Origin of the sequence: Streptomyces sp. AC602_WCS936, assembly GCF_019049125.1 — a bacterium.
GTDB lineage: Bacteria > Actinomycetota > Actinomycetes > Streptomycetales > Streptomycetaceae > Streptomyces.
Genome location: NZ_JAGMUF010000058.1, coordinates 64161 through 91045, shown reverse-complemented (window position 1 = coordinate 91045; position 26885 = coordinate 64161). Strand labels below are relative to the sequence as shown.

The 26885-nt window shown below is 71.4% G+C and carries 26 protein-coding genes; 19 read left to right on the top strand and 7 right to left on the bottom strand.

The genetic code is table 11. The annotated features are described in order from the left end of the window. Positions 1–26: 26 nt before the first annotated feature. Positions 27–254 carry a GntR family transcriptional regulator gene (locus KUM03_RS20970; protein ID WP_217250811.1) on the bottom strand — a complete coding sequence of 76 codons (228 nt, stop codon included), beginning with the start codon at positions 252–254 and terminating at the stop codon, positions 27–29. 134 nt (positions 255–388) lie between these two features. Here KUM03_RS20970 and KUM03_RS20965 point away from each other — a divergent pair, with 134 nt between their 5' ends. After that, positions 389–685, top strand: coding sequence for a hypothetical protein (locus KUM03_RS20965; protein ID WP_217250810.1), 297 nt, complete (start codon positions 389–391; stop codon positions 683–685). A gap of 66 nt (positions 686–751) precedes the next feature. Here the strand turns inward: KUM03_RS20965 and KUM03_RS20960 are convergent, their stop codons facing one another. Beyond that, the gene (locus KUM03_RS20960; RefSeq protein WP_217250809.1) at positions 752–1339 is read right to left on the bottom strand and encodes a response regulator transcription factor; all 588 of its coding nucleotides are present in this window, start codon (positions 1337–1339) and stop codon (positions 752–754) included. A 453-nt stretch (positions 1340–1792) separates the two neighbouring features. Between KUM03_RS20960 and KUM03_RS20955 the strand changes: the two genes are divergently transcribed. Next, a complete protein-coding gene (locus tag KUM03_RS20955) occupies positions 1793–2830 on the top strand; it encodes a LuxR C-terminal-related transcriptional regulator (protein WP_217250808.1) in 1038 nt (345 codons plus the stop codon). On the opposite strand, the gene KUM03_RS20950 is transcribed toward KUM03_RS20955, so the two are convergent. The 3 genes from KUM03_RS20950 to KUM03_RS20940 are packed head-to-tail and all read right to left on the bottom strand — an operon-like array spanning position 2793 to position 5788. After that, a complete protein-coding gene (locus KUM03_RS20950; protein ID WP_217250807.1) occupies positions 2793–3770 on the bottom strand; it encodes a helix-turn-helix transcriptional regulator in 978 nt (325 codons plus the stop codon). The two genes, KUM03_RS20955 and KUM03_RS20950, sit on opposite strands and share 38 nt — an antisense overlap. Beyond that, positions 3767–4753 (bottom strand): helix-turn-helix transcriptional regulator, encoded by a 987-nt coding sequence (locus KUM03_RS20945; RefSeq protein WP_217250806.1) that lies wholly within the window; start codon positions 4751–4753, stop codon positions 3767–3769. Before KUM03_RS20945 ends, KUM03_RS20950 begins: the two co-directional genes overlap by 4 nt. A 21-nt stretch (positions 4754–4774) precedes the next feature. Further along, entirely contained in the window at positions 4775–5788 is a 1014-nt protein-coding gene (locus tag KUM03_RS20940) for a helix-turn-helix transcriptional regulator (protein ID WP_217250805.1), read from the bottom strand. A 295-nt stretch (positions 5789–6083) separates the two neighbouring features. Between KUM03_RS20940 and KUM03_RS20935 the strand changes: the two genes are divergently transcribed. Both KUM03_RS20935 and clpB read left to right on the top strand, forming a co-directional pair. After that, the gene (locus KUM03_RS20935) at positions 6084–6419 is read left to right on the top strand and encodes a hypothetical protein (protein ID WP_217250804.1); all 336 of its coding nucleotides are present in this window, start codon (positions 6084–6086) and stop codon (positions 6417–6419) included. 328 nt (positions 6420–6747) lie between these two features. Then, positions 6748–9348 (top strand): ATP-dependent chaperone ClpB, encoded by a 2601-nt coding sequence (gene clpB / locus KUM03_RS20930; protein ID WP_217250803.1) that lies wholly within the window; start codon positions 6748–6750, stop codon positions 9346–9348. A 46-nt stretch (positions 9349–9394) separates the two neighbouring features. On the opposite strand, the gene KUM03_RS20925 is transcribed toward clpB, so the two are convergent. Further along, positions 9395–9931: a hypothetical protein gene (locus KUM03_RS20925; protein ID WP_254399649.1), complete on the bottom strand. Its 537-nt coding sequence runs from the start codon at positions 9929–9931 to the stop codon at positions 9395–9397. Between the two features lie 147 nt (positions 9932–10078). Between KUM03_RS20925 and KUM03_RS20920 the strand changes: the two genes are divergently transcribed. After that, complete coding sequence (locus tag KUM03_RS20920; RefSeq protein ID WP_217250802.1) at positions 10079–10615, top strand: YbjN domain-containing protein; 537 nt, start codon at positions 10079–10081, stop codon at positions 10613–10615. Positions 10616–10690: 75 nt separating this feature from the next. Here KUM03_RS20920 and KUM03_RS20915 read toward each other — a convergent pair whose 3' ends face one another. Then, positions 10691–11914 (bottom strand): pyridoxal phosphate-dependent aminotransferase, encoded by a 1224-nt coding sequence (locus KUM03_RS20915; RefSeq protein WP_374225358.1) that lies wholly within the window; start codon positions 11912–11914, stop codon positions 10691–10693. A gap of 884 nt (positions 11915–12798) precedes the next feature. Here KUM03_RS20915 and KUM03_RS20910 point away from each other — a divergent pair. The 14 genes from KUM03_RS20910 (at position 12799) to KUM03_RS20845 (ending at position 26721) form a co-directional block, all read left to right on the top strand. Then, positions 12799–13335: a DUF2617 family protein gene (locus tag KUM03_RS20910; RefSeq protein WP_217250800.1), complete on the top strand. Its 537-nt coding sequence runs from the start codon at positions 12799–12801 to the stop codon at positions 13333–13335. A gap of 110 nt (positions 13336–13445) precedes the next feature. After that, on the top strand, positions 13446–15221 hold the full coding sequence (locus KUM03_RS20905; protein WP_217250799.1) for a polyamine aminopropyltransferase: 1776 nt from the start codon (positions 13446–13448) through the stop codon (positions 15219–15221). 255 nt (positions 15222–15476) lie between these two features. Next, positions 15477–16649 carry a sensor histidine kinase gene (locus KUM03_RS20900; RefSeq protein ID WP_217250798.1) on the top strand — a complete coding sequence of 391 codons (1173 nt, stop codon included), beginning with the start codon at positions 15477–15479 and terminating at the stop codon, positions 16647–16649. After that, positions 16646–17416 carry a response regulator gene (locus KUM03_RS20895; protein WP_374225357.1) on the top strand — a complete coding sequence of 257 codons (771 nt, stop codon included), beginning with the start codon at positions 16646–16648 and terminating at the stop codon, positions 17414–17416. The genes KUM03_RS20900 and KUM03_RS20895 overlap by 4 nt, the downstream gene beginning before the upstream one ends. Before the next feature lie 64 nt (positions 17417–17480). Beyond that, complete coding sequence (locus tag KUM03_RS20890; RefSeq protein WP_217250797.1) at positions 17481–18350, top strand: SRPBCC family protein; 870 nt, start codon at positions 17481–17483, stop codon at positions 18348–18350. A 107-nt stretch (positions 18351–18457) separates the two neighbouring features. After that, on the top strand, positions 18458–19246 hold the full coding sequence (locus KUM03_RS20885; RefSeq protein ID WP_217250796.1) for an aldose 1-epimerase: 789 nt from the start codon (positions 18458–18460) through the stop codon (positions 19244–19246). A gap of 9 nt (positions 19247–19255) precedes the next feature. After that, on the top strand, positions 19256–19804 hold the full coding sequence (gene pyrE, locus KUM03_RS20880) for an orotate phosphoribosyltransferase (RefSeq protein ID WP_073726416.1): 549 nt from the start codon (positions 19256–19258) through the stop codon (positions 19802–19804). A 151-nt stretch (positions 19805–19955) separates the two neighbouring features. After that, the gene (locus KUM03_RS20875; protein ID WP_217250795.1) at positions 19956–21365 is read left to right on the top strand and encodes a recombinase family protein; all 1410 of its coding nucleotides are present in this window, start codon (positions 19956–19958) and stop codon (positions 21363–21365) included. 138 nt (positions 21366–21503) lie between these two features. After that, positions 21504–22535, top strand: coding sequence for a class II fructose-bisphosphate aldolase (gene fbaA / locus KUM03_RS20870; RefSeq protein ID WP_217250794.1), 1032 nt, complete (start codon positions 21504–21506; stop codon positions 22533–22535). A 100-nt stretch (positions 22536–22635) separates the two neighbouring features. Next, positions 22636–23049, top strand: a complete 414-nt coding sequence (locus tag KUM03_RS20865) for a DUF3151 domain-containing protein (protein ID WP_217250793.1) — start codon at positions 22636–22638, stop codon at positions 23047–23049. Positions 23050–23202: 153 nt separating this feature from the next. Continuing rightward, complete coding sequence (locus KUM03_RS20860; RefSeq protein ID WP_217250792.1) at positions 23203–24018, top strand: tryptophan 2,3-dioxygenase family protein; 816 nt, start codon at positions 23203–23205, stop codon at positions 24016–24018. Positions 24019–24064: 46 nt separating this feature from the next. Further along, complete coding sequence (gene kynU / locus KUM03_RS20855) at positions 24065–25285, top strand: kynureninase (RefSeq protein ID WP_217250791.1); 1221 nt, start codon at positions 24065–24067, stop codon at positions 25283–25285. A 36-nt stretch (positions 25286–25321) separates the two neighbouring features. After that, entirely contained in the window at positions 25322–25663 is a 342-nt protein-coding gene (locus KUM03_RS20850; protein WP_217250790.1) for a hypothetical protein, read from the top strand. A 146-nt stretch (positions 25664–25809) separates the two neighbouring features. Continuing rightward, entirely contained in the window at positions 25810–26721 is a 912-nt protein-coding gene (locus KUM03_RS20845) for an alpha/beta hydrolase (protein ID WP_217250789.1), read from the top strand. Positions 26722–26885: the final 164 nt, after the last annotated feature.

Below are 26885 nucleotides of genomic sequence, written 5' to 3'. Positions count from 1 at the left end.
CGGGGATACGGCCCGCACCCTCGGAGTCACTTCTCCGGGACGAACGAGCCTTGCCCGAGGACGGTGTAGAGCCGCCCCTCTGCCCGGAGTGCGGCCACGGCCTTCTGCACAGTGCTCGGCGCCACGTCCAGCTCGGCGGCCAATTCGTTCACAGCGGGAAAGCGCGCACCGGGCGCGTACTGGTCGGCCTCCAGGCGTCGCCGTAGCTCATCAGCGACCTGCGGCCACACGGGCACCGAGCGATCAAGGTCCATGATTCTCAGCGTCCGCGTATTTGCGTGATCACGCGACCGCGTATACGCGAATACGCGTATTCTCAACCTTGTGAGTCCCCGCGACCGTGCGACCGGCCCGGGGGATGGCCACCAGCTATTGAGGAGCTGATGACATGAGCCACACTAGCCACGTCCGCCTACTGCCCTGGAAAGGGCCCGAGGGCAAGCGTGCGTACCTGGTCACCGACGGCACGGCCAGCCCGCTCTCTCTGCTGGCTGACGAAGTCGAGAATCAGCAGGTCGAGTCGGCAGCCGTCGTGGTGGAGCTTGCGCGCCCCATGGTCCAAGCCGCGTCCGGCCTCACCGTGGACGAACTCCGCTGGATCACTCGCCGCCTCGTCGAAAGCCTGACGGACGTGCTCAACATCGCTGAGAGTCGCGCACGGCGCGTCCCGCCGTACGACGAGTGACCCTCCCGGCGCTCGTGCTCCGCGCCGCGCCGGGTGCCCTCGAACGGCTCGGCGCGGCGCGGAGCGTCACGGCACCTGCGGACCGCCGCACGCGATGGGGTCCCGCTGCTGAGGGCTGATCGTCGGTGGCTCGGACACTTGCGCCTGCCAAACGATCCGGGAGGCTTGGACGCGGTTGTCGACACCAAGCTTGGCGTAGACCCCACGGATATGGTCCTTCACCGTGTGTGCACTGATCCCCAGCGTCTCTGCCATGTCGGGGTTCGAGGCGCCGGCCGCCAGCAGTTGGGCGATCTCCTGCTCGCGAGAGCTGAGCTTCCTCAGCATCCTGCGCGCGGTGGTCGCCGCGTCGGCCGCGCGGGCGGGCCGGACGTACTGATCGACGAGGAACTGGGCGGCAACCGGCCCGAGAGCGACCGTGCCTTCGGCGGCTGCTTTCACCGCCCACGACAGGTGCCGCACGGAGTTACCGCGCAGCAGGATGCCGCGGGCGCCGTGGCGCAGCAGCGTGCGAGTGGTGTGTTCCGTCAGGTGGTCGACCAGTACGACGTGGGACGGCGTGGAGATCGGAGCGTTCGCTGCTCTCGGTGCGGTCGGATTCGGCGACCGGAGGGCGTCGAGTGCGTCGTCCGGGTTGTGGTGGCTGCTGACCATGACGTCCAGACGGGACGCCCGCGCCAGGACGGTCGTTGCATCCGAGGTCTCGCAGACGACCCGGATTCTGCCGTCCTCCTCCAGTACGCGTCTGACGCCGGCCCGTTCCAGCGGCTCCCGGCCGAGAATGCCTACGCGTATCACGCTCTTTGTCCCCCTCATGTCCCAACGCCGTGCCGTCCCTGGGCGCGCGACGGTCGCAGACGCGATAACAGCCGACGTCTCCGGTGTGGCCTGCGGAGTCGGTCAGGCTCCGCTGTCACCCAGCATGCACGCTCCGTATACCCGCGCGACACCTTCAGCTTGCTGCACCAAGCGGAAGCGGAGGGGTGGGCATAAGGGGTGATTGAGGTGCACAACATCTGTCAGTAGGGGAGGAGCCGTGTTGCGGACCCGGTCCCGGCCGCGCATAGTTGCGCTGCGGAAGGGCCGAAACCGGGGGTGGGATGGGCGATGGCCGGGCACGGGGCTGAGGAGCATCCACACGGTGCCGACCGGCTGTGCGCGGCCGGGGACCGCGTGTACTCCAGGGCCGTACGCCGTGGCCGGGTGCCGCGCCGGGACGCCGAACCGGTGCCCTGCCTCCTGGAACTGGCCCTGCTGCACCCGGACCCCGATGACATGGACTGGCTGGTGCCGACCTCCCCCCAGGAGGTCATGACCCGGCTGCTGCGCGGGCTCTACGACGAGGTCAGCACGAGCCAGCGACGGGTGGGCTCGGCGGTGGAAGCCTTCGAGTGGTACGCGGGCCTGGACGGGCGGACCCGGCCTGCCGCCGGCCCGGAGGGCACCGCGATCCGGGTCCTCGACGGCCTGGCCCGCATCCAGGCCGCGATGGACGAGGCGACGCAGGCCTGCACGACGGAGGTCCTGACCGTGCAGCCCGGCGGCATCCGGCGCGAGGCGGAGCTCTCCGAAGGGCTGCACCGGGCTCTCGCACTGCGCGGGCGCGGGGTGCGGATGCGGGACCTGTACACGCACGTCGCCCGGCACGGCCATGGCCTGCTCAACTACCTCGAGCTCATGGGCGACGCGGTGGAGGCCCGCACCCTGGACGAGGTCATCGACCGCCTCATCCTCTTCGACCGCACGGTCGCCTTCATCCCCGCCAACACCGACCGCACGATGGCCCTGGAACTGCGCCACCCCGCCCTGATCGCCTACCTGGTCACGGTCTTCGAACGCCTGTGGCGCCTCGCGATCCCACTGACCGCCCCGCTCCCCGACACCGGCATCGAGGGCATCTCCCACCGCGAGCAGTCCATCGCGGCGCTGCTGGCGGAGGGCCACCAGGACGCGGTCATCGCGGAACGCCTCGGCATAAGCGTCCGCACGGCCCGCGCCCACATCGCCCGGCTCTCGGAGACCCTGGGCGCGGCGAGCCGGACGCAGTTGGGCGTGCGGATCGCCCAGGCCGGCCTGGACGGCTCACCACGCGCGGTGGCCTCTCCCGTCATCCTTCCGGGTCAAGAATCCCCGACTGCCCGATGAGGTAGCCGAGCTGTGCGCGGCTCTCGCTGCCGAGGGTGGCGGCGAGTTTGGCGATGTGGACGCGGGCGGTGCGGACGTTCATGCCGAGGCGTTCGGCTATGACGTTGTCGGTGTGGCCTTCGATGAGGAGGGCGGCTATGGCTCGTTGGCGGGGGGTGATGCCGTTGAGAGTGGGGTGGTGGACGGCTTCGGGGTGCATGGGGGTCGCCAGGTGCCAAAGGCGGTCGAAGACGGTGCCCAGGTAGGTGACCAGAGGGCGGTGACGGACTTCCACGGCCAGGGTCCGCTCCGCATTGGCGGGGATGAAGGCCACCGCGCGGTCTAGCATGAGCAGTCGCTGGGGCAGTTCGTCCAGGGTGCGGACCTCGATGTCTCCCCGGAGTTGCTCGAAGTGCGCCAGGACTGCCGGGTCGTGGCGGGTGGTGTGCTGGTAGAGGGTGCGCATGCGGGCGCCGTGCGACAGCAAATGCTGTTCCCTGGGGAGCGCGACGGCGAGGGCGGCCGGCGAGCGTCTGCCGCCCGGCTGGATGGTGAGTATTTCCCGGGACGCCTCTCTGGTGGCGTGGCCGATCGCGTCGTTGATCCGGTCGATACCGTGCAGGACGATGATGCCGTCTGCGGTCGGGAGGTCGGGGCCGTCCGTTGCACCGAGGGCCAGGAGTGGCTCGAAGGCTTCGGTGAGCTGTGATTCAGCGCGGCGCCGCCGTGCGATGTCCTCCTCCATACGGTGCAGCAGACGTGGCAGGGCGAGGGTCGGCACGAGTGGACGCAGTCTGCGCACATCCTCGACGTCCGGTTGCAGCATGCCAGTCCGGAGTGTGCAAGGCACCGCGTCAGCGTCGCGCTGGGGCACCGTTCCCTCGCGAAGCGCTCGGGCGTAGAGCTGCAGACCCGCTTGGCACACTACTTCCGCCCTGTGCTGGTGCGCCTCTGTTGTCATGGACGGTCCTCCGCCAATATCCCCGACCGTCCGATGAGGTAGCCGAGCTGCGCCCGGCTTTCGCTGCCGAGGGTGGCGGCGAGTTTGGCGATGTGGACGCGGGCGGTGCGGACGTTCATGCCGAGGCGTTCGGCTATGACGTTGTCGGTGTGGCCTTCGATGAGGAGGGCGGCTATGGCGCGTTGGCGGGGGGTGATGCCGTTGAGGGTGGGTTGTTGCACGGCTTGGGGGTGCATGGGGGTGGCTAGGTGCCACAGCCGGTCAAAGGTGGTGATGAAGAAGGCGACCAGGGCGGGATGGCGGACTTCCAGAGCGAGTGATCGGTCAGCGCTAGCAGGGATGAAGGCGACCGTGTGGTCGATGATGATGAGGCGTTCAGTGACCTGATCGAGGGTGCGCGCCTCCACGTCCCCCCTGAGGCGTTCGTAACGCCCGATGACCAAAGGAGCATGGCGGACGGTGTGCTGGTACAGAGCTCGGACCCGACCACCACGGTCGAGAAAGGCCTGGTCTCGTTTCATGGCCGCTTCGTGGTAGGGAAAAGGCGGAGCGGCGATACCGTTGTGCGGCTGGATGGCCAGGAGTTGGTTCTTGCCTTCGGCCATGGCTTCGGTGATGGCCTGGCCTGCTCGCTCCTTGCTGCCGAGGAGCTTGAGGGGCGAAGCCTCCTCCGCACCGACGTCCCGCCGGTCGAGACGCATGAGGGGCTCGAAGGCGTCTGCCAATCGTTGCCCGCGACGGCGTTCGACGGTGATGCGTTCCTCCGCTGAACGCAGCAGGCGTTGGAGCGCGACAGCCGGAGGGACGGGCTCAAGCCTGCTCAGGTCCTCGATGGCCGGGTGGAGCATGCCGTTGTCGATCAGGCAGGGTGCCGCAGCGGCGTCGGCGGCGGGCACCTGCCCTTCCCGCAGGGCGCGAGCGTACAGGTCCAGGCCTGCCTCGCACAGCTCCTCCGGTCCATGGTGGTGTGCCTCAGCAGTCACGCGTGGCCCCCTCCTCAGGGATCAGTGATCCTTCCTAAGGATCCCGGACTGGGCGATGAGGTAGCCGAGCTGGGCACGACTGCCACTGCCCAGCACCTGGGCGAGTTTGGCGATGTGAGCACGACACGTGCGCACGTTCATGCCCAAGCGACGGGCGATGGCCTCGTCAACGTGACCTTCGACCAGAAGTTTCGCGATCGAGTGCTGGATCTCCGTGATGCCACCCGAGTCGGCTTCGTAGGGGGCGCCGGCACTCAGCGGCACCGCCCGGTTCCATATGAACTCGAAGACCCTCACCAGGTACTGGACAAGTCCGGGGTGACGGAGCTCCAAGGCGACCTGTCGATCTTCACGAACTGGAAGAAACGCCACGCTTTCGTCGCAGATGATGAGCCGTTCAACCAGTTCGTCGATGGTGCGGTACTCCACCTTGCCGTCCGTGAACTGATCCGCGTACGCGAGTCTGTCCGGACTGAACCGAGCTGTGTGCTGGTAAAGAGTACGGATGCGTACGCCGCGTTCGATCAGAGGCCTGTCTCGCTCCAATCCTTCCAACAGCCGTTTCTCGGGGCGTCGGTGGCTGCTCGGCTGGATCGTGAGTACCTCGGTGTGGCATTGGGCCGTCGCCGAGTCGAGTGCCGCGTTGATGCGGTCGAGGCCTTCCAGGACCGTGATGGAATGAGCAGGACCGGTCTCCTGGGCGCTGATGTCCATGAACGGCTCGAAGAGCTCGGCCAGAACCATCGATCGCCGACGCCGTTCCGTGATCTCACGTTCGATCGGATTGAGCCGCTGGGCCAGCGCCACCGACGGTGGCACCGGCCGCATCCAGTCGCCGTCGTCGGGGTCGAGGTGGAGCAGCGCCAGGTCCATGAGACACGGAGCGGATTCGGCATCGGCCCTGAGTACGCGACCGGCCCTAAGAGCGTCCGCGTAGAGGCGGCGCCCTTCGGAGCACAGCTCGTATGTCGTATGGGGATGCTCCGGATTGGTCCCATTTATCACTGAATATCCACCCCCCAGGGTCCTGAACATGCAGGAACATGATGCACCGATTGTGTGGCCATGACGTGCCTGAATGAGCCATCGTCTTATCGGACGGGGGAACGAGGGACCATCAAGTGAGGACGAAGCCGACTATGCGTATGAGAATGCTTCGCTCGGTGCTTGTTGCCGCCTTCTCCACCGTTGTGGCCGTCGGCACCCTGGCCGGCCTCTCGGGTGGGACGAGCAGCGAGCATGAGGCGGGTGGCACTCACTCTTCGGCGGTAGCGGTCATGGGTGAGAAGCCCGTGGCTCTTCCGGCCGACACCGTGTGGGACTGATCGCGATGACCACTCCACCCGACGACCGCTCCTTCCGCCGGGAAATGGCCACCGCCTACCGCTCCGGCTGGCACTTCATCGACCTGGTCACCGCGATCCCCCACCCCGGTGACTCCCTGATGGTGACCGTCTTCGGCGAGCCGGTCGTCGTCACGCTGGACGAGGACGGTGACGTGCGGGCGTACCGGTGCCTGCGGCGGCCTCGGGGGGCGCCGCAGCCCGTGCGGTGCGCCATCCGTTACGGAATGATCTTTGTGAACCTGGACCAGAGGGACCACCGGCTCGCGCAGTCGGCGGACCCCGAAGTGAGGACCATCTCGGCCACCCCCCGCAGTGCCTGACGCGATTCCCCCGTCGCAACAAATCGCTCAGGTGCTTCCCCCCGGCAGCGGCGTCACCGTGACCTGAACACGGTGACGCCGCTGTCGTGTGTGGCGACATTTCGGGGTACCGACCCGTATCGCTCTCTTCTCGGCGTGGCCGAAAAGCCCCTCGCGTGACGGTGTTCACCGCGCGAGGAGGCCGGCGGGCCCAGAACCTGGTTGTCATCCGGGAGAGGCGTCGCCTCTACCCCTGAGCGGAACAGACTCAACTTTGTGTACGTTGGATGAGTCAGCACCGGGAAACACGGCCGCCCGCCACGGCCGACGCTAGGAGGAGAGCCAGAACGTGGACGCCGAGCTGACCAACCGGAGCCGGGACGCGATCAACGCGGCCAGCAACCGGGCCGTGACCGAGGGGCACGCCGACCTCACCCCCGCCCACCTGCTCCTGGCCCTGCTCCAGGGGCAGGACAACGAGAACATCACCGACCTGCTCGCCGCCGTCGAGGCCGACCTCGCGGCGGTACGGTCCGGCGCCGAGCGCATCCTCGCCGGGCTGCCCAGCGTCACCGGGGCCACCGTCGCACCGCCCCAGCCCAACCGTGAGATGCTCGCCGTGGTCGCCGACGCCCAGGCCCGCGCCAAGGAACTCGGGGACGAGTACCTCTCCACCGAGCACCTGCTCCTCGGCATCGCCGCGAAGGGCGGCGCGGCCGGTGAGGTACTGGAGGGGCAGGGAGCCAGTGCGAAGAAGCTGCAGGAAGCCTTCCGCAAGGCCAGGGGAGGACGCCGCGTGACCACGGCCGACCCCGAGGGCCAGTACAAGGCGCTGGAGAAGTTCGGCACCGACCTCACCGCCGCCGCCCGGGAGGGCAGGCTCGACCCGGTCATCGGGCGGGACCAGGAGATCCGGCGGGTCGTGCAGGTGCTCAGCCGGCGGACGAAGAACAACCCCGTGCTCATCGGCGAGCCGGGCGTCGGCAAGACCGCCGTCGTGGAAGGGCTCGCCCAGCGGATCGTCAAGGGGGACGTGCCCGAGTCGCTGAAGGACAAGCGGCTGGTGGCGCTGGACCTGGGGGCGATGGTCGCCGGGGCCAAGTACCGCGGTGAGTTCGAGGAGCGGCTGAAGACCGTCCTCGCCGAGATCAAGGACTCCGACGGCCAGGTCGTCACCTTCATCGACGAGTTGCACACCGTCGTCGGCGCCGGGGCCGGCGGGGACTCGGCCATGGACGCCGGGAACATGCTCAAGCCGATGCTCGCCCGCGGTGAGCTGCGCATGGTCGGCGCGACCACGCTGGACGAGTACCGGGAGCGGATCGAGAAGGACCCGGCGCTGGAGCGGCGTTTCCAGCAGGTGCTGGTCGCCGAGCCGACCGTCGAGGACTCCATCGCGATCCTGCGCGGGCTCAAGGGCCGCTACGAGGCGCACCACAAGGTGCAGATCGCGGACAGCGCGCTGGTGGCCGCCGCCAGTCTCTCCGACCGGTACATCACCTCCCGCTTCCTGCCCGACAAGGCCATCGACCTCGTCGACGAGGCCGCCTCCAGGCTGCGTATGGAGATCGACTCGTCGCCCGTCGAGATCGACGAGCTCCAGCGCGCCGTCGACCGGCTGAAGATGGAGGAGCTGGCGATCGGCAGGGAGACCGACGCAGCCTCGCTCGAACGTCTGGAGCGGCTGCGGCGCGACCTCGCCGACAAGGAGGAGGAGCTGCGCGGACTCACCGCCCGCTGGGAGAAGGAGAAGCAGTCCCTCAACCGGGTCGGCGAGCTGAAGGAGAAGCTCGACGAACTGCGCGGTCAGGCCGAGCGCGCCCAGCGCGACGGCGACTTCGACACCGCCAGCAAGCTGCTGTACGGGGAGATCCCGACCCTGGAGCGGGACCTGGAGGCCGCCTCCGAGGCCGAGGTGGAGGTGGCCCGGGACACCATGGTCAAGGAGGAGGTCGGCGCCGACGACATCGCCGACGTCGTCGCCTCCTGGACCGGCATCCCCGCCGGGCGGCTGATGGAGGGCGAGACGCAGAAGCTGCTGCGGATGGAGGACGAGCTGGGCAAGCGGCTGATCGGGCAGTCCGAGGCCGTGCGGGCCGTGTCGGACGCCGTGCGGCGCAGCCGGGCCGGGATCGCCGACCCGGACCGGCCGACCGGATCGTTCCTCTTCCTCGGGCCGACCGGTGTCGGCAAGACCGAGCTGGCCAAGGCGCTCGCCGACTTCCTCTTCGACGACGAGCGGGCGATGGTCCGCATCGACATGAGCGAGTACAGCGAGAAGCACAGCGTCGCCCGGCTGGTCGGCGCCCCGCCCGGATACGTGGGATACGAGGAGGGCGGCCAGCTCACCGAGGCGGTGCGGCGGCGGCCGTACACCGTCGTGCTGCTCGACGAGGTGGAGAAGGCGCACCCGGAGGTCTTCGACATCCTGCTCCAGGTGCTGGACGACGGGCGGCTGACCGACGGGCAGGGCCGGACGGTCGACTTCCGCAACACCATCCTGGTCCTCACCTCCAACCTCGGCAGCCAGTACCTGGTCGACCCGGTGACCACCGAGGCCGAGAAGAAGGAGCAGGTCCTGGAGGTGGTCCGGGCCTCCTTCAAGCCGGAGTTCCTCAACCGGCTCGACGACCTCGTGGTCTTTTCGGCGCTGAGCAAGGAGGAGCTGAGCCGGATCGCGCGGCTCCAGATCGACGCGCTCGCCCGGCGGCTCGCCGAGCGCCGCCTCACCCTGGAGGTCACCGACGACGCCCTGACCTGGCTGGCCGACGAGGGCAACGATCCGGCCTACGGCGCCCGGCCGCTGCGCCGCCTCGTCCAGACCGCCATCGGCGACCGGCTCGCCCGGGAGATCCTCTCCGGCGAGATCAAGGACGGCGACACGGTCCGCGTGGACCGCTTCGGCGACGAGCTCATCGTGGGGCCGGCGGCGGGTGGCAAGACGCTGTAGCCCCACATGCGCGCGGCCCCCCACCCCTGGGAGGGCCGCGCGCATGTCACAGGGTGAACGCGGCGAACCGCACCAAGGCGGTGCCGGCGTCCTCGTACTCGACGCTCACCTGGACGGCGTGCGCGTCCACACCGTCCGGCAGGCCCTGCGCGTAGTCCAGATCCAGACACAGGTCCACGGCGGCGTCCCCGCAGAACTCCGTCTCGGGCGCGGGTGCCTCCGGGTAGGTGTGCGCGAGCCACTCGGCGACCCCGGCGCGCGGCATCCGGAAGACCGCGCTGTAGTGGATGTCCTGCCATCCCCGCATCGTGCAGGCCCCCACCGGCTGGGCGCCGTCCGGCAGCGCCGCCCCGCCGAAGCCCAGCGCCTCCGGGCAGGGGCGCTGTTCGGGGCCGCCTCCGAGCGGGTACTCGGAATCGGACGCCACGAGGCCCACGACGGCCACGAGGACGAGGAGGACGGGGAGCAGCACCAGCGCGGCCAGGGCTACGAGGACCGCGGTCGGCCACCACTTGGTCCGCCCGCGCGGCACCTCCTCGCCCCCGCCGGTGTCCCCCGCCGCCGTGCCCCGTGCCCGTCTCATGGCCCCGCCTCCGTCTGCCACACGTCCCACCCGTCCACCCGACCGGCCGGATCATGTCAGCCGACGGCTGACAGGTCCCCGGCGGGCTTGCCACCCCCCTCCCCGCATGGGGGAGGATGGCCAGATCCGTACGAAGGGAAAATCACGGTGAGCATCGACCCGTCCTCGATTCCGAACTTCGGGGGCAAGCAGCCCGAGCCGCAGCCCCAAGGACCGGCGGGCCCCGTCGTCCCGGATCAGGATCTTGTGAAGCAGCTCCTCGAACAGATGGAGCTGAAGTACGTCGTCGACGACGAGGGTGACCTCGCGGCGCCGTGGGAGCAGTTCCGTACGTACTTCATGTTCCGCGGTGAGGGTGACCAGCAGGTCTTCTCGGTGCGGACGTTCTACGACCGGCCCCACCAGATCGATGAGAAGCCGCAGCTCCTCGAGTCGATCGACGACTGGAACCGGCGCACCCTGTGGCCGAAGGTGTACTCCCACACCCACGACGACGGCACCGTCCGCCTGATCGGCGAGGCGCAGATGCTGATCGGCATGGGCGTCAGCCTGGAGCACTTCGTCTCCTCGACGGTCAGCTGGGTGCGCGCCGCCATCGAGTTCGACCGGTGGCTCGTGGAGCAGCTCGGCCTGGAGCAGGAGGTCAACGAGGCGGAGAAGCCCAAGGACGAGGGCGAGGAGTAGTCCGCCCCCGCTGTCAGCGGGGAGCCCGGTTCGGACGTCGCCGTCCGGGCCGGGCTCTTCCCCGTTCCGGGACGTTCAGGCCTTCCGGCCCGCCGCCCCCAGCGCCTTCAGCCGGCCGACCGCCTCCTCCAGCACCTGGGTCCGCTTGCAGAACGCGAACCGGACAAAGGGGGCGCCCGCTTCCCGGTGGTCGTAGAAGACCGCGTTGGGTACGGCGACGACGCCCGCGCGTTCGGGCAGGGCGCGGCAGAAGGCGAAGCCGTCCTCCTCGCCGAGGGGGCGGATGTCGGTGGTGACGAAGTACGTGCCGGCGGGGCGGTAGACGCCGAAGCCCGCCTCCGCCAGGCCCGTCGCCAGCAGGTCCCGCTTGGCGCGCATGTCCTCCCGGTAGGCCGTGAAGTACGACTCGGGGAGGGCGAGGGCCTCGGCGATCGCGTACTGGAAGGGTCCGGCCGACACGTACGTCAGGTACTGCTTGGCCGCGCGGACCGCCGTGAGCAGGGCGGGCGCGGCGGTGATCCAGCCGACCTTCCAGCCGGTGAAGGAGAAGGTCTTGCCGGCCGATCCGATGGTCACCGTGCGCTCGCGCATGCCCGGGAAGGACGCGAGCGGGATGTGCTCGGCCTGGTCGAAGACCAGGTGCTCGTAGACCTCGTCGGTCACCACCAGCAGGTCCCGTTCGACGGCCAGCTCGGCGATCGCCGCCAGTTCGGGGCGGGTGAGGACCGTGCCCGTCGGGTTGTGCGGGGTGTTCAGCAGCAGGAGGCGGGTGCGGTCGGTGACCGCGTCGCGCAGCTCGTCGAGGTCCAGGCGGAAGGCGCCCTCGTGCGGGCGCAGGGTCACCGGTACACGGGTGCCGCCCGCCATGGCGACGCAGGCCGCGTACGAGTCGTAGTACGGCTCCAGCGCGACGACCTCGTCGCCGGGCTCCAGCAGGGCCAGCAGGGCGGCGGCGATGGCCTCCGTGGCGCCGGCGGTGACCAGGACCTCGGTGTCGGGGTCGTAGGACAGGCCGTAGCGGCGGTGCTGGTGGGCGGCGACGGCGCCGCGCAGCTCGGGGACGCCCGGGCCGGGCGGGTACTGGTTGCCGCGTCCGTCGCGCAGCGCCCGTACGGCGGCCTCCCGGACCTCCTCGGGGCCGTCGGTGTCCGGGAAGCCCTGGCCCAGGTTGATCGCGCCGGTCCGCACGGCCAGGGCGGACATCTCGGCGAAGATCGTCGTCCCGAACTCGGCGAGCCGGCGATTGAGGAAGGGGCGGGCGCTGGAGCCCACGGGCGGCGTGGAGGTCATGGCGGCCATCCTGCGCCGAAGCTCTGAGCTTCCTCAACTCTGCTTTGGGGCGTGGCGGCGAGGGGCATCTCCCGAACACGCAACGAGAGCTTCACGCCGAGTACACCTCAGGCGCAGACAGCGAGGCACCCACGGGGGGTTGCTTCGGGGGACCTTCCGGGCGCGAGCCCGGACAGTGGAAGGAAGGTGACGCCATGGTCATCGGCCTCATCCTGATCGTGTTCGCCGCCCTGTTGATCGCCGGGCTCACGGCCGGAGCGCGCAGTGGCTCGTCCGCCGGACGCGCCCGGCGCCGGGGCTCGCGGTCGGCCGGCGGGGGCGGCGGCAGCTGGTGGGCCGGGGACGGCCGATCGTCCCCGGGCGGATACGACTCGAGCCACTCCTGCGGTGGCGGCTCGTCCTGCGGAGGCGGGTCGTCCTGCGGGGGCGGGGGAGGGGGCGGTGGCGGCGGATGCGGTGGAGGCGGCGGCTGACACGGGGCAGCCGAGCTCCAGCAGGGGGAACCGCATCCGCGCCACGGGGCCCGCACCCGGGCCCCGCGACGGGGCCCGCGCCTGGGACCGGGCCCCACCCCCTCACCAGCGCCCGCCGGGGAACACACCCGGCGGGCGCTCCCACGCACCGGCGTGCGCCGCGCGGGCGGGGTGTACGCCCTGGTTGAACAGTTGAGCTGAGGAGCCCCCTGAGGGATGGAAACCCCACGAAGTTGGGTAAAAACGCTGTGGCGGCGCCACAGTTCATGATTCGCTCTCCCTCACCAACGCAGCTCCTCGGACGACCTGTTGACCCCCCTCCTGACCGGCCGACTGGGCTGAGCGGGCCGCATCTTCGGCATTGACCGGGGTGCGCAGGCCCCACACCTTCCCTTCCTTGTGTGCTTGCGGAGCCGATCCATGCTCACGACCCTGACAACCGCCTACACCGACACGCGCGCCGCCGACCTGGCCTGGGCCCTGGGGCGCGAGCCGCTGCCCGCGCTCGCCAGTCTCGATGTCGAACTGACAGGAGTGAAACTGCAGTTGAGACTCCTGGGGGCCTCCCACCAAGTGCTGCTCGAGGAGGAGCGGGGCACCTGCTCGGAGACGGTGGCGTGCATCCCGGGCAGCAGCACCCCCCTGCCCCTCGGCGTCGCCAAGCGGGTGGGCGACTGGGAGTACGAGTTCGCCGCCCGCGTGGAACGGCTGACGCCGGGCTCCTTCGCGGGGCGGGCACAGGAGCTGCTGGCCCTGGTCGCCGACCACCCGCACGGCCTGGCCGGTGTCTTCCCCGGCAGCCCGCACGCCTTCACGGCGCTGCTGGCCCAGCGGTGCGAGGGGCAGGTGCACTGGCGGACCTGGCACGCCTATCCGCAGGACGGCCAACTGGTGGCGACCCGGACCCGGGTCGGCGTGCGGGCGCCGGCACCGCAGCTCGCGCCGTCCGTGGGGTGAGCCGCCGGGGTACGGGTGGACGGCGGGATAAACCTGTGGCGCCCAACGCAACGCTGGTTTCACACGTGTGGGTGACGAAGCGCAGTGCGGGAGTGACGTAACGTCACCCCGTGATCGAACCGCACGCGCCCGCCCCACCCGGCTCTCCGCCGTCCTGGGGCGGCTCCGGCGGCCCCGGCACGCCGCCCCTGCCGCCCACCCGGGGCACACCCTCGCCGCCCGCCCGAGGCACGCCCACCCGAGGCGCGCCGGCGCGGCTGCCCGTCCGGCCGGCCACCGGGCGGTTCCTGGTGCTGGCGGGTGTGTTCGTCTGCGCGGCCTGCGGGCTCGTGTACGAACTCGAACTCGTCGCCCTCGCCTCGTACCTGATCGGCGACTCGGTCACCCAGGCGTCCGTCGTGCTGTCCGTCATGGTCTTCGCCATGGGCCTCGGTTCGCTCGCCGCCAAACGGCTGCGCCGGTTCGCGGCGGCGGGCTTCGGCGCGGTCGAGGCCGCCCTCGCCCTCGTCGGCGGCTCCAGCGCGATGGTGCTCTACGCCGTCTTCGCCTGGACCGGCGGCTGGGGCGGAATGTGGGCCGACGGCCCGCGCTTCCTCCTGGTCGCCTTCTCGCTGACCATCGGCGTGCTGATCGGCGCCGAGGTGCCGCTGCTGATGGAGCTGATCCAGCGGGTGCGCCGCCAGGACGCGGGCGGCGCCGTCGCCGACCTGTTCGCCGCGGACTACGTCGGCGCGCTCGTCGGCGGCCTCGCCTTCCCCTTCGTACTGCTGCCGTTCCTCGGCCAGCTGACCGGCGCGCTGCTCACCGGCACCGTCAACGCGGTGGTCGGCGCCGCCCTGGTCCTCGGCCTGTTCCGGCGGGACATGTCCCGCCGGGCACGCTGGCTGCTGCTGACCGCCAACATCGTCGTCCTCGCCCTCCTCGCCACCGCGACCCTCCTCGCCGACGACTTCGAACGCGCCGCCCGGCACGCCGTCTACGGCCAGGACGTCCGCGTGGCCGTCCGGACCGACGTGCAGGAGGTGGTCCTCACCGGCGACACCGACGGCCGGCCCCTCGCCCTGTTCCTGGACGGCCGGCTGCGGGCCGGCGCCGGCGACGAGCGGCGCTACCACGAGGCGCTGGTGCACCCCGCGATGACCGGCGCGCATGCCCGCGTCCTGGTCCTGGGCGGCGGCGACGGTCTCGCCGTACGGGAGGTGCTGCGCCACCCCGGCGTGCGCCGCGTCGACGTCATCGAGTTCGACCCCGAGCTGACCCGGCTGGCCCGGCAGGACCCCGGCCTGTCCGCGCTGAACGAGCACGCCTACGGCGACGCCCGGGTCCGCGTCGTCGCGGCCGACGCCTTCCGCCGGCTGCGTACGACGCCCACCGGGACGTACGACGTGGTGATCTCGGACCTGCCCGACCCGGGCATCACGGCCGGCACCAAGCTGTACTCGCAGGAGTTCTACGGCCTGCTGCGCCGGGTGCTCGCCCCCGACGGGCGGCTCGCCGTGCACGCCGGCCCCGTGTCCGCCCGCCCCCGGACCTTCTGGACGGTGGACGCGACACTGCGGGCGGCCGGCCTGCGGACCGCCCCCTACCGCGTCGACGCGGCAGGCTCCGGCGACGCGCCCGGCCCGGACCGCCCGTCCGGCCCCGACCGTCCGTCCGGCCCCGACCGTCCGTCCGGCCCCGACCGCACGACCGCCGCCACCGGGCACGCCCCCCGTGACTGGGGTTTCCTCCTGGCCGCCCGCAGACCCCCCGGACTGCGCCTCGACCCGGCGGCTCCCCGCCCGCGCACCCTCACGACCGAGTCCCTGACCCGGGACGCCCGCGCCGCCTCCCGCACCCGGATCGCGGACCTGCCGCCGTCGACGCTGGTGCATCCCCGCTACTGACCCCCGCCCCCACCGGGTTCCAGGGCGAACACCGCTCGTGCGACGGCCCGTCCCTCCCCCGGGCACGGGACGGACCGTCACACCCCCCTGCGGATCGTTCGCACCGAGAACCTACGGCCGCCCCGCCCGTACCCGAATCCCGCAGGGGGTGGACATGAGGGTCGTCCCAGCGCGGTAGGCGGCCGGTTCCTGCAACTTCCGCGGTACGGCGAACGGATGACGCCGCCGCCGGGCGGGCGGATCTACGCTGCGGCAATGCGCCTGCACCCCCTGGCGGCCGACGGCCTGATCGCCGCGGCGCTCACGACCGTGGCCGTACTGCTCGGCACCGAGGCCGTCGCCCAGGGGTGGCCCGCGCTCGACCCGCTCGCCTGGACCCTCGTCGCCCTGGTGACCCTCCCGCTGGCCCTGCGCACCCGCGCCCCCGTCACCGTCTGCCTCGCCGCGCACGCCTGCTGGGCGGTCTACATCACCCTCGGCTACTGGCCCGTGGTCGGCTCCTTCGGCCCCATGCTCGCCGTCTACACCGTCGCCTCCCTCCGCCCCACCCGCACCGCCGCCGTCTGCGCCGCCCTGCTCGCCGGCGTCTGGATCTGTGCCGGGCTGGTCAGCGACGCCGAGGCGATGGCGTCGGTCGTGGGGCAGGCCGTGGGCTTTCCGCTGGTGCTGTGGCGGTTCGGGTACGTCGCCCGGCGCACCGCCGAACTCACCCGGCAACTGCGGGCCGAACAGGCCGACCGGGCCCGCCGCGAGGTGGCCGGGGAACGCGTGCGCATCGCCCGGGAGCTGCACGACGTGGTCGCCCACCACATCGCCGTCATCAACGTCCAGGCCGGCCTTGCCCGTTTCGTCTTCCACACCGACGCACGCACCGCCCGCGACGCCCTCGACACCATCGAGGGGGCCAGCGGCGAGGCCCTCGCCGAACTGCGCCGCATGCTGGGCCTGTTGCGGGCCGACGGCGTCCAGGGCGCGGACGGCGCCCCCGCTCCCGGCCTCGACCAGCTCGACGAGATGGTCACCCGGGTGCGCGCCGGCGGCGTCGGCGTCGACCTGCGCGTCACGGGCACCCCGCGCCCCCTGCCGCCCGGCGTCCAGCTGTGCGTCTACCGGGTGGTGCAGGAGGCGCTGACCAACGTGCTGAAGCACGCGCCCGGCGCGCACGCCGCCGTCGAACTCTCCTACCGCGCGGGCGAGGTGACGGTGTCGGTGACCGACGACGGGCGCGGCGGGGCGGGCCGGAAGGGGGTGGATTCGGACACAATCCCCGAGCGTGGCGGCCACGGCTTGATCGGGATGCGGGAGCGGGCCAAGCTCTACGGCGGGACGATCGCCGTCGGCCCGCGCAGCGAGGGGGGATTCGGCGTGCGCCTGACCCTGCCGACGCCGGTACAGACCGCACGCCGGGGAGACGCCGTCCACGAATGACCGAACGGGACCCCGCCGCCGACCGCGCGACAGAGCCCGCGCCGGGCCCCGTGCCGGGCCCCGTGCCGGGCCGGCCGATCAGGCTGCTCGTCGTCGACGACCAGTTCCTCGTCCGCAGCGGACTCGCCGCGCTGCTGCGCGCGGCCCCCGGCATGGAGGTCGTCGGCGAGGCCTCCGACGGGGCCGAGGCGGTGGCGCTGGCCGCGCGGACCCGGCCGGACGTCGTCCTGATGGACATCCGCATGCCCGGCATGACCGGCATTCAGGCCACCGAGCACATCCTCGCCGATGCGGTGGACCCCGCGCCCCGCGTCCTGATCCTCACCACCTTCGACCTCGACGAGTACGTGTACGGCGCCCTGCGCGCCGGCGCCTCCGGCTTCCTGCTCAAGGACGCCGGTCCCGAACGGCTGCTCGCGGCCGTCACCGCGGTGCACGGCGGCGACGCCCTGTTCGCCCCCGCGGTCACCCGGCGCCTGGTGGAGGCGTTCACGCGGATGCCGGACACGGGACCGCAGAGTGCGCCGGACGCCGGATCGCCGCCCGGGCTGGCGGCGCTGACCGGCCGCGAGGCCGAGGTCCTGAAGCTGGTCGCCCGCGGCCTGAGCAACGCCGAGGCCGCCGACCGGCTCTTCATCAGCGAGGCCACGGTGAAGACCCACCTCAACCGCACGATGACCAAGCTCGGCCTGACCAGTAGGGCCCAGGCGGTGGTGGTGGCGTACGAGACGGGACTGGTGACGCCCGGGGGTACGGGAGGTACGTGAGGCGGCGGACGACTTTGTGCCGACGGGGGGTGCGCCGGGCGCCCGCTGGGTAGGGTGCCGTGACATGGAGCATGAGGTGTTCGTTCCGGTTCCGGCCGAGCGGCTCGGGGACGCGCTGGCCGACCCCGCCCGGGTGGCGCGGGCCCTTCCGGGGCTCCAGCAGGACGCCGGTGCCGAGCCCGTCACGGGACGGCTGAAGGTGCGCGTCGGCAGCCACTCCATCACCTACCGGGGCGCGCTGCGCCTGACCGCCCGGGACGACGGCACGTACGCCGTCGAGGGCGACGCCACCGAGTCGCGCGGCACCGGCACGGTCGCGCTCGCGCTCACCCTCCGGGTGGCGGACGCGGACGGCGGCTGCACCCTGGTGATCGCCGGGACGGCCACGGCGGACGGACGGGTCACGGAGCTCCCGGCGGACGCGGTGACGTCGGCGACGACCCGGCTGCTCACCCGCTTCGCGGAGAACCTGGGCAGGGCGGCGGAACAGGAGGCGAAGCCGGGGCAGGAGACCGCGCCTGAGCCCGAGACCGAGCCCGAGACCGCGCCCAGGCCGGGGCAGGAGTCCGCACCCGAGCACGTCTCCGTCTTCGATACCGAGGTCCCTCCGTCCTCCCTCGAGGACGAGACGGAGACCGGCACCGGGGCCGAGGCCGACGCCGGGGCCGGGACCGACGCCGTAGGCGGGCCGCAGGCACCGGGCACGCCGGAAGCCCCCGAGCCGCCCCCCGCCGAGGCCGCGCACGCGCGCCGCACGATGATCGGCCGCAGCGCCGAGGAGGTGGACCACGCCCCGCCGCGCGGCCGGTACGCCCCCGTCCCCGCGCCCCACGCGGGCGTGGCCGGCACCTCCCTGCGCTGGGCCGCGCCTGCGGCGGCGCTGGTGGTGGCGTCGGCGATCGTGGTGGGCCGCGCGCTGCGCAGGCGCCGCTGAACGGACGCCGCTGAACGGACGCCGCTGAACGGACGCCGCTGAACGGACGCCACTGAACGGACGCCGACCGGGTGGGGCGCCCTTGATCGCCCCAGTAGGGTCATGGCGTGAGCAACGAACCCATCACGCTGACCGCGGGTGACGCGGAGGCGACCGTGCTGCCGGGCAACGGCGGCCGGATCGGCGGGCTGCGCGTCGGCGGCACGGAACTGCTCCGCCAGGGCGAGCGCTACGGCTGCTTCCCGATGGTCCCCTGGTGCGGCCGCATCCGCGAGGGCCGCTTCCGGGACGGCGCCGTCGTCCACCAGATGCCGCTGAACTCCCCGCCGCACGCCATCCACGGCACCGCCCGCGACGCCGCCTGGCGCACCGCCCGCGTCACCGACGGCGAGGCGGTCCTCACGTACGACCTCACCGACCCCTGGCCCTACCCCGGCCGCGTCACCCAGGTGATCGCCCTCACCGGGGACGCGCTGACGCTGACGATGTCGGTCGAGACGTACGAGTCGTCCTTCCCGGCGCAGCTCGGCTGGCACCCCTGGTTCAACCGCACCCTCGACGGCGCGGACGTGGCGATCGCGTTCGACCCCGCCTGGCAGGAGGAGCGCGGCGCCGACCACCTCCCCACCGGCAACCGGACCGATCCGAAGCCGGGCCCCTGGGACGACTGCTTCGGCATGCCCGACGGCGTCGACGTCACCCTCACCTGGCCGGGCCGGCTGGCGCTGAAGGTCACCAGCCCCGAGCAGTGGGCCGTGGTCTACGACGAGCAGGAGGCCGCCGTGTGCGTGGAGCCGCAGACCGGCCCGCCCAACGGCCTGAACACCCTCCCGCGCCTGGTCACGCCCCTGGAGCCGCTGGAGGCCACCACGACCTGGAGCTGGACCCGGCTCTAAGCTGGGGGCATGACGGACGTACGCGGCGAGCTGCTGCAGCAGATCAAGGACAAGGCCGTGGTGCACGGCAAGGTGACCCTCTCCTCGGGTCTCGAGGCCGACTACTACGTGGACCTGCGCCGCATCACGCTCGACGGCGAGGCGGCGCCGCTGGTCGGGCAGGTGCTGCTGGACCTGACGGCCGACCTGGAGTTCGACGCGGTCGGCGGGCTGACCATGGGCGCCGACCCGGTCGCCGCGAGCATGCTGCACGCCGCCGCCGCGCGGGGCCGGAAGCTGGACGCCTTCGTCGTCCGCAAGGCCGCCAAGGCGCACGGGCTGCAGCGCCGCGTCGAGGGTCCGGACATCAAGGGCCGCCGCGTCCTGGTCGTCGAGGACACCTCCACCACCGGCGGCTCCCCGCTCACCGCCGTCGAGGCCGTGCGCGAGGCCGGTGCCGAGGTCGTCGCCGTCGCCACGATCGTCGACCGGGCGACGGGCGCCGCCGAGAAGATCGAGCAGGGCGCCTCGGTGCCGTACCGGTACGCGTACGACAAGGACGAGCTGGGCCTGGACTGACTGGGCTGAGGAGCGGGCGGCGCCGGCGGCCCGACATCTGGTTCGACCAATATCGACCAGAAGCGGTCGAGTGCGGCGCCAGAAGCGACAGATGCCCATCGCATTGGAAAAGAGAGGATTTTCGGGGACAACGGCTCGGTAGCGTCGAGAAATGACCAAGCGCGGCTGCTACCTCGGCGTACTCAGGCTCTCCCAGAACATGGTCGGGTCCACCTCGATCCAAAGGCAACGGGAGGGCATCGAGTCCTACATCAGTGCCCCGCACTTCTCGGGAAGACTTGTCGGTTGGGCTGAGGACACGGATGTGTCCGGAGGGCTGTCTCCGTTCAAACGTCCTCAGCTCGGGAAATGGCTGACGCAGAGGGTCGATGAGTTCGACGGCATCGTTGCTGTCAGCGTGGACCGCCTCACCCGTCGAGTTCTCCACTTCAGCCAGCTTCACGACTGGGGGCGGGAAAACGGCAAGCGTATCATCTGCATTTCCGAGGGCTATGACTCCGACAACCCTCGGACGAAAGAGCGATCCCAGAAAGTGGCGGCCTTCGCGGAGACGGAGCTCGACGTCGTCACCAATAGAATCAAGGGGGGAGTACAGGGCCGTCTCGCCAATCGGTCCTGGGTGAGCGGTACGCCGCCGATGGGCTACGCAATCAAGAGTGTCCCGGGTCAGAACCGCAAGGTCCTCGTACGTGACCCTGGTTACGCGCCAGTCATGGACCGCATCCTCGGCGGGCTGGCCGAGGGCAAGACGCTCAACAGAATTGCGCTCGAACTCAACGAGGCACAAGCGCTGACCTGGAGCGACTACCGTCTGACACTTCGTGGAGCGGAACCCCGGGGTGCGTACTGGCAGCAGACCACCCTTGCCAACGCCGTGCGTCGCCCCACATTCGCGGGTATCTACACCTATCAGGGCGAAGCCGTCGAGGGCGACGACGGCAGCCCGATTCTGATCGCCGAAGACCCCTTCATGTCTTTCGAGGACTGGTCGGAACTTGCCCTGCGCCTGGAGCCGCGAAAGCGGGAAGGGGAGGTGCAGCGGCGGACTCCGAAGCACCTCCTCACGGGAGTATCCCTCTGTGGTTGCTGCGGCAGTTCGCTCGGATCCACCTCTGTCAGCCGGAAGAACGGCAGGTATCACGCCTACTATCGTTGTTCGAAGCGCGCCAAGAAAGGCGCGTGCGACGCAAAGATGAACATGCGGGTGTCCGCACTCGAAGCGATCTTTGATGAAGTCTTCGACGACGCCATCGGTGACCTTGAGGTGATGGGCGCCGGCCGGAAGTTTCGTGACGTTTGGGCCGACAAGGATGTGCGGAGCCGCAATGCGTTCCTGCGCGAGCACGGCGTCAGTATTCGGGTGTGGCAGGACCTGGTGCCGCGGGCCAAGTACAGCGCCGTCATCGACTTCAGTGACGTCGTCGGCATGGCCAAGGCCGTGGACCTCTGGCGTCCCGATGGCATGGACCAGCTCGTGATCCACTACCGATGCCGGGCGGAAGACGTCCCGCGGGCGGCCGACTCGCGGCCTCTGCTGTCGATCATGGACGGACAGCTGTAAGCAAGAGGAGGCCTGCCTTTGGGCTCTGTCGCTTGTCCGTGGCGGGGGTAGCCTGTACGGCGCACACATGAAGGCCGAACAAGCCACGGCGCAGTGGCTCCCCCCTGGCCGGCGGAACCCGCACGAGAGGATTGTGTCTTGGCTATCGCGACTCCCGAGGTCTACAACGAGATGCTGGACCGGGCGAAGGCAGGAAAGTTCGCCTACCCGGCCATCAACGTGACCTCCTCCCAGACGCTGCACGCGGCCCTGCGCGGTTTCGCGGAGGCGGAGAGCGACGGCATCGTCCAGATCTCCACCGGCGGCGCCGAGTTCCTGGGCGGCCAGCACAGCAAGGACATGGTGACCGGCGCCGTCGCCCTCGCCGAGTTCGCGCACATCGTCGCCGAGAAGTACGACGTCACCGTCGCCCTGCACACCGACCACTGCCCGAAGGACAAGCTCGACGGGTACGTGCGTCCGCTGCTGGCGGTCTCCGAGGAGCGCGTCAAGGCCGGCCGCAACCCGCTCTTCCAGTCGCACATGTGGGACGGCTCCGCCGAGACCCTGTCCGACAACCTCTCCATCGCCCAGGAGCTCCTGGAGCGCGCCCGTGCCGCCAGGATCGTCCTCGAGGTCGAGATCACCCCGACCGGCGGCGAGGAGGACGGCGTCTCGCACGAGATCAACGACTCCCTCTACACCACGGTCGACGACGCGGTCCGCACCGTCGAGGCCCTGGGCCTGGGCGAGAAGGGCCGCTACCTGCTCGCCGCCTCCTTCGGCAACGTGCACGGCGTGTACAAGCCGGGCAACGTCGTGCTCCGCCCCGAGCTGCTCAAGGAGCTGAACGAGGGCATCGCGTCGAAGTACGGTCAGCCGGCCGGCAGCAAGCCGTTCGACTTCGTCTTCCACGGCGGCTCCGGCTCCTCCGCCGAGGAGATCGCGACCGCGCTGGAGAACGGCGTGGTCAAGATGAACATCGACACGGACACCCAGTACGCCTTCACGCGCCCGGTCGCCGACCACATGTTCCGCAACTACGACGGCGTCCTGAAGGTCGACGGCGAGGTCGGCAACAAGAAGACCTACGACCCGCGCACCTGGGGCAAGCTGGCCGAGGCCGGCATGGCCGCGCGCGTCGTCGAGGCCTGCGGGCACCTGCGCTCGGCGGGCCAGAAGATCAAGTAACGGCCGTCCGCGCCGCTCGCGCCGGGCCCGGCACCCCAGGATCTCCCCGGGGTGCCGGGCCCGCGTACGTATGCCGACGGCATGCCGCAGACTTGTCCCCATGGCCATTCACGAGAACCTCCTCGGGGGACCGCCCCCGACCCACCTCCCCGACGACCCCGGGCCGCGCGAGCTGCTGGCCGGCGGGACCTCCGCCGCCGACGTCGCCGCGAAGTACCCGACGTCCTCGCTGGCCTGGGCCCGGCTGGCCGACGAGGCGTACGAGCGGGGCGGCGTCGTGGAGTCGTACGCGTACGCCCGTACGGGCTACCACCGCGGCCTGGACGCCCTGCGCCGCAGCGGCTGGAAGGGTCACGGCCCGGTGCCCTGGGAGCACGAGCCGAACCGCGGCTTCCTGCGCGCCCTGCACGCCCTCGCCCGCGCCGCCCAGGCGATCGGCGAGAAGGAGGAGTACGAGCGCTGCAGCCAGTTCCTGAAGGACTCCTCGCCGGAGGCGGCCGAGGTCCTGGGCTGACCCGCCGCGCACGTGTCACGAGGCCCGCCCGCCGTGCGCGGGCGGGCCTTGCGGTTTCCTGCGACGATTGCGGAGGATGCCGTGTGGGGACCGGGGCCCCGTGCCGGTAACGGCAGGGCGGACCGCTACCCGTAGTGCCATCAGGAGACAGAAATGTCCCACGACGCCCCGAATCTCGACTTCGAGGGCAGCACGCCGTACGAGGACTACGTCAAGGCGGACGTGCTCACCCATCTCCAGCACACCCTCTCCGACGATCCCGGAGAGATGGTCTTCCTGGTCACGACCCAGGTCATGGAGCTGTGGTTCACCGTCATCGTCCACGAGTGGGAGACCGCGGCCGGCGCCCTGCGCGAGGACCGGACCGACGTGGCGAGGGACGCGCTGAAGCGTTCGGTGCGGGAGCTGGAGGCGCTGAACGCCTCCTGGACGCCGCTCGCGGGCCTCACGCCCGCCCAGTTCAACTCCTACCGCAGCGCCCTCGGCGAGGGTTCCGGCTTCCAGTCGGCCATGTACCGCCGCCTGGAGTTCCTGCTCGGCGACAAGTCCGCGTCCATGCTCGTCCCGCACCGCGGCGCCCCGCGCGTCCACGCCGAGCTGGAGAAGGCGCTGCACGAGCCGAGCCTGTACGACGAGGTGGTCCGGCTGCTCGCCCGGCGCGGGTACGACATCCCCGACGCGGTGCTCCAGCGCGACGTCACCAAGAAGTACGAGGCGGCGCCCGAGGTGGAGGCCGCCTGGACGGCCGTCTACTCCGGTGACCAGAACGGCGAGCTGGCCCGCCTCGGCGAGGCCCTCACCGACGTCGCCGAGCTGGTGTGGCGATGGCGCAACGACCACCTGGTCGCCACCCGCCGCGCGATGGGCTCGAAGACGGGCACGGGCGGCTCCGCCGGGGTGGCCTGGCTGGAGAAGCGGGCCCGCGGCAACGTGTTCCCCGAGCTGTGGACGGCGCGGTCCTATGTCTGAGCGAGGTCCCATGGCTGAGCGAGGTCCCATGCCTGAGCGAGGTCCTATGTCTGAGCTGCTCGATCTGGCCGGCGAGGCCGGGAAGCTGGACGCCGCCGACCCGCTGGCCGCGGTGCGCGAGCGGTTCGTCCTCGACGACGTGGTGTACCTGGACGGGAACTCGCTGGGCGCCCTGCCCGCGCACGTCCCCGCGCGGGTGGCGGACGTGGTCCGCCGCCAGTGGGGCGAGCTGCGCATCCGGTCCTGGGAGGAAAGCGGCTGGTGGACCGCGCCCGAGCGGATCGGCGACCGCATCGCCCCGCTGGTGGGCGCGGCGGCCGGGCAGGTCGTGGTGGGCGACTCCACGAGCGTGAACGTCTTCAAGGCGCTGGTGGCGGCGGTGCGGATGGCGGCGGGAGCGGACGGTCCCGCGCGGGACGAGATCCTCGTCGACGCCACCACCTTCCCCACGGACGGCTACATCGCCGAGTCCGCCGCCCGGATGACGGGGTGCGCCCTGCGCCCGGTCGCCCCGGCGGAGGTGCCGTCGGCGCTGGGGGACCGTACGGCGGCCGTGCTCCTCAACCACGTCGACTACCGCACCGGACGGCTGCACGACCTGCCCGCGCTCACGGCCGCCGTGCACGCTGCGGGCGCGTACGCCGTCTGGGACCTGTGCCACAGCGCGGGCGCGCTGCCGGTCGGGCTGGACGAGCACGGCGTGGACCTGGCGGTCGGCTGCACCTACAAGTACCTCAACGGCGGCCCCGGCTCGCCCGCCTACCTGTACGTGCGCCGGGACCTCCAGGCCCGCTTCGACTCCCCCCTGCCGGGCTGGAACTCGCACGCCGAGCCCTTCGGCATGCGGCCGGGGTACGAGCCGGCCTCCGGCGCCCTGCGCGGCCGGGTCGGCACGCCGGACATCCTCTCCCTGCTCGCCCTGGAGGCGGCGCTGGACGTGTGGGACGAGGACGCGGTGTCGGTGGCGGCGGTGCGGGCCAAGTCCCTGGCGCTGACGGACTTCTTCCTGCGCTGCGTCGGGGAGTACGTGCCCGGCGGCCGGGTGGAGTCCGTGACGCCGGCGGCGCACGCCGAGCGGGGCAGCCAGGTCGCGCTGCGCTGCGAGGACGCCGGTGACGTGATGAAGCGGCTGATCGAGCGCGGGGTGGTCGGGGACTTCCGGGCCCCGGACGTCCTGCGGTTCGGCTTCACCCCGTTGTACGTCGGGTTCGCGGACGTGGAGCGGGCGGCGCGGGTGCTGGTCCGGACGCTGGACGCGACGGGCTGAGGAACCGGTGGCGGGCTCCGGCGCGTGGACGCGGGTATGGACGATGTGGATCACCGGACCCGTGGCTGCGCCGGATGCCTGGCCGCGAGCGTCGTCGGCGTGCCGACGGCACTGTTCGCCTGGGCGCCGAACGCGCGCGTCAGTGTGACCGGCGGTTTCGAGCAGCAGCACCGCGACCTCAGTGTGCTGTACGTCGACCTGCCGCTGGTGGCGCTCGGGGGCGCGCTCGTGCCGGCCGTCGCGTGGGCGCTGGGTCTGCGTCTGCTGGGCGGCCGGGCGTGGGCGGCGGCGCTCGTGGCGGTGGCCGCGCTCGGGCTGGGGGTGTGGGGGCTGACGGCCTGGTGGACCCCGTACGAGCAGCCCGAGTTCATGGGGTAGGGCGTGCTCGTCGCCCGTACTCCTTTTTCCTCACCCTGTGTGACAACCCCGTGTTCGCGCACGTCACCGGCCTGATACCGTCCCGCCAACGGCCGAATCCCCACTCCCGGTCCGCCAACACCGTGTCGTCGCTGAGAGGTTGCAGCATGCCGGACGCCGCCGCAGAACCGGGCACCGCAGCCGGGCGGGCCGCCGCGGAGGAGAAATCGGCCTTGTCCCGTCCGGCGGTCGACCCGGACAGCAGCGCGGGGTACGGCGACCATCCTGACCAGGTGATCGACTTCTACGCGCCGCGCGGAGCCGGCGGGGCGGGTGGCCCGTCCCCCGTTGTTGTGGTGCTGCACGGAGGCTCGTGGCGGGCGCCGTACGACCGCCGTCATGTCAGCCCGTTTGCGGACTTCCTGGCCCACAGGGGTTTCGCCGTGGCCAGTGTGGAGTACCGGCGCGGTGCGGAGGGGGAAGCCGGGGACGAGGGCGTTGGTGTGAGCGGTCCGGTCGCCGGGCGTTGGCCCGACACCTTCGACGACGTGGCCGCCGCGCTCGACGCGTTGCCCGCGCTGGTACGGCAGCACCTTCCGGGCGCCGATCCGCGCCGCATGGTGCTCACCGGCCACTCCGCCGGCGGCCACCTCGCGCTGTGGGCGGCGGCCCGGCACCTGCTGCCCGCCGACGCGCCCTGGCGTCTGGACCGTCCGGCGCCCCTGCGCGGTGTGGTCGCCCTCGCGCCGATCGCCGACTTCGAGGTCGCCGGGAAGATGGACGTGTGCGGGGGAGCGGCGCTTCAACTCCTCGGTGGAGCACGGTTCTTCGAGGACCGGCGGCCCTATGCCGACCCCGCCCTGCTGCTGCCCACCGGTATCGCGACGACCCTCGTGCAGGGGCGCGCCGACGTGGACGTGCCGCAGGCGGTCGCGGAGGCGTACGCCGACGCGGCGGCGAAGGCGGGGGAGGTGGTGGGTGTGACGCTGCTGGAGGACGTCGGCCACTTCCCGCTGATCGATCCGGCGGCGGACGCGTGCGCGGTGGTGGTGGAGGAGATCGCGCAGCTGGCCTGGTGAGCCGTGGGCCGTGAGCCGAGTTCTGGGGCCTTGGGCCTGGGGCATACCCGTAGTACCTGAGAGCTACCCGGCAGGTGAGCTCCGGAGCGGGACGCGGGTTACCCGGCTCGATCCATAACTTCCCTTTCAGACAAGCCCGATGGGCGGGCGAGCTGGAGGGGAGC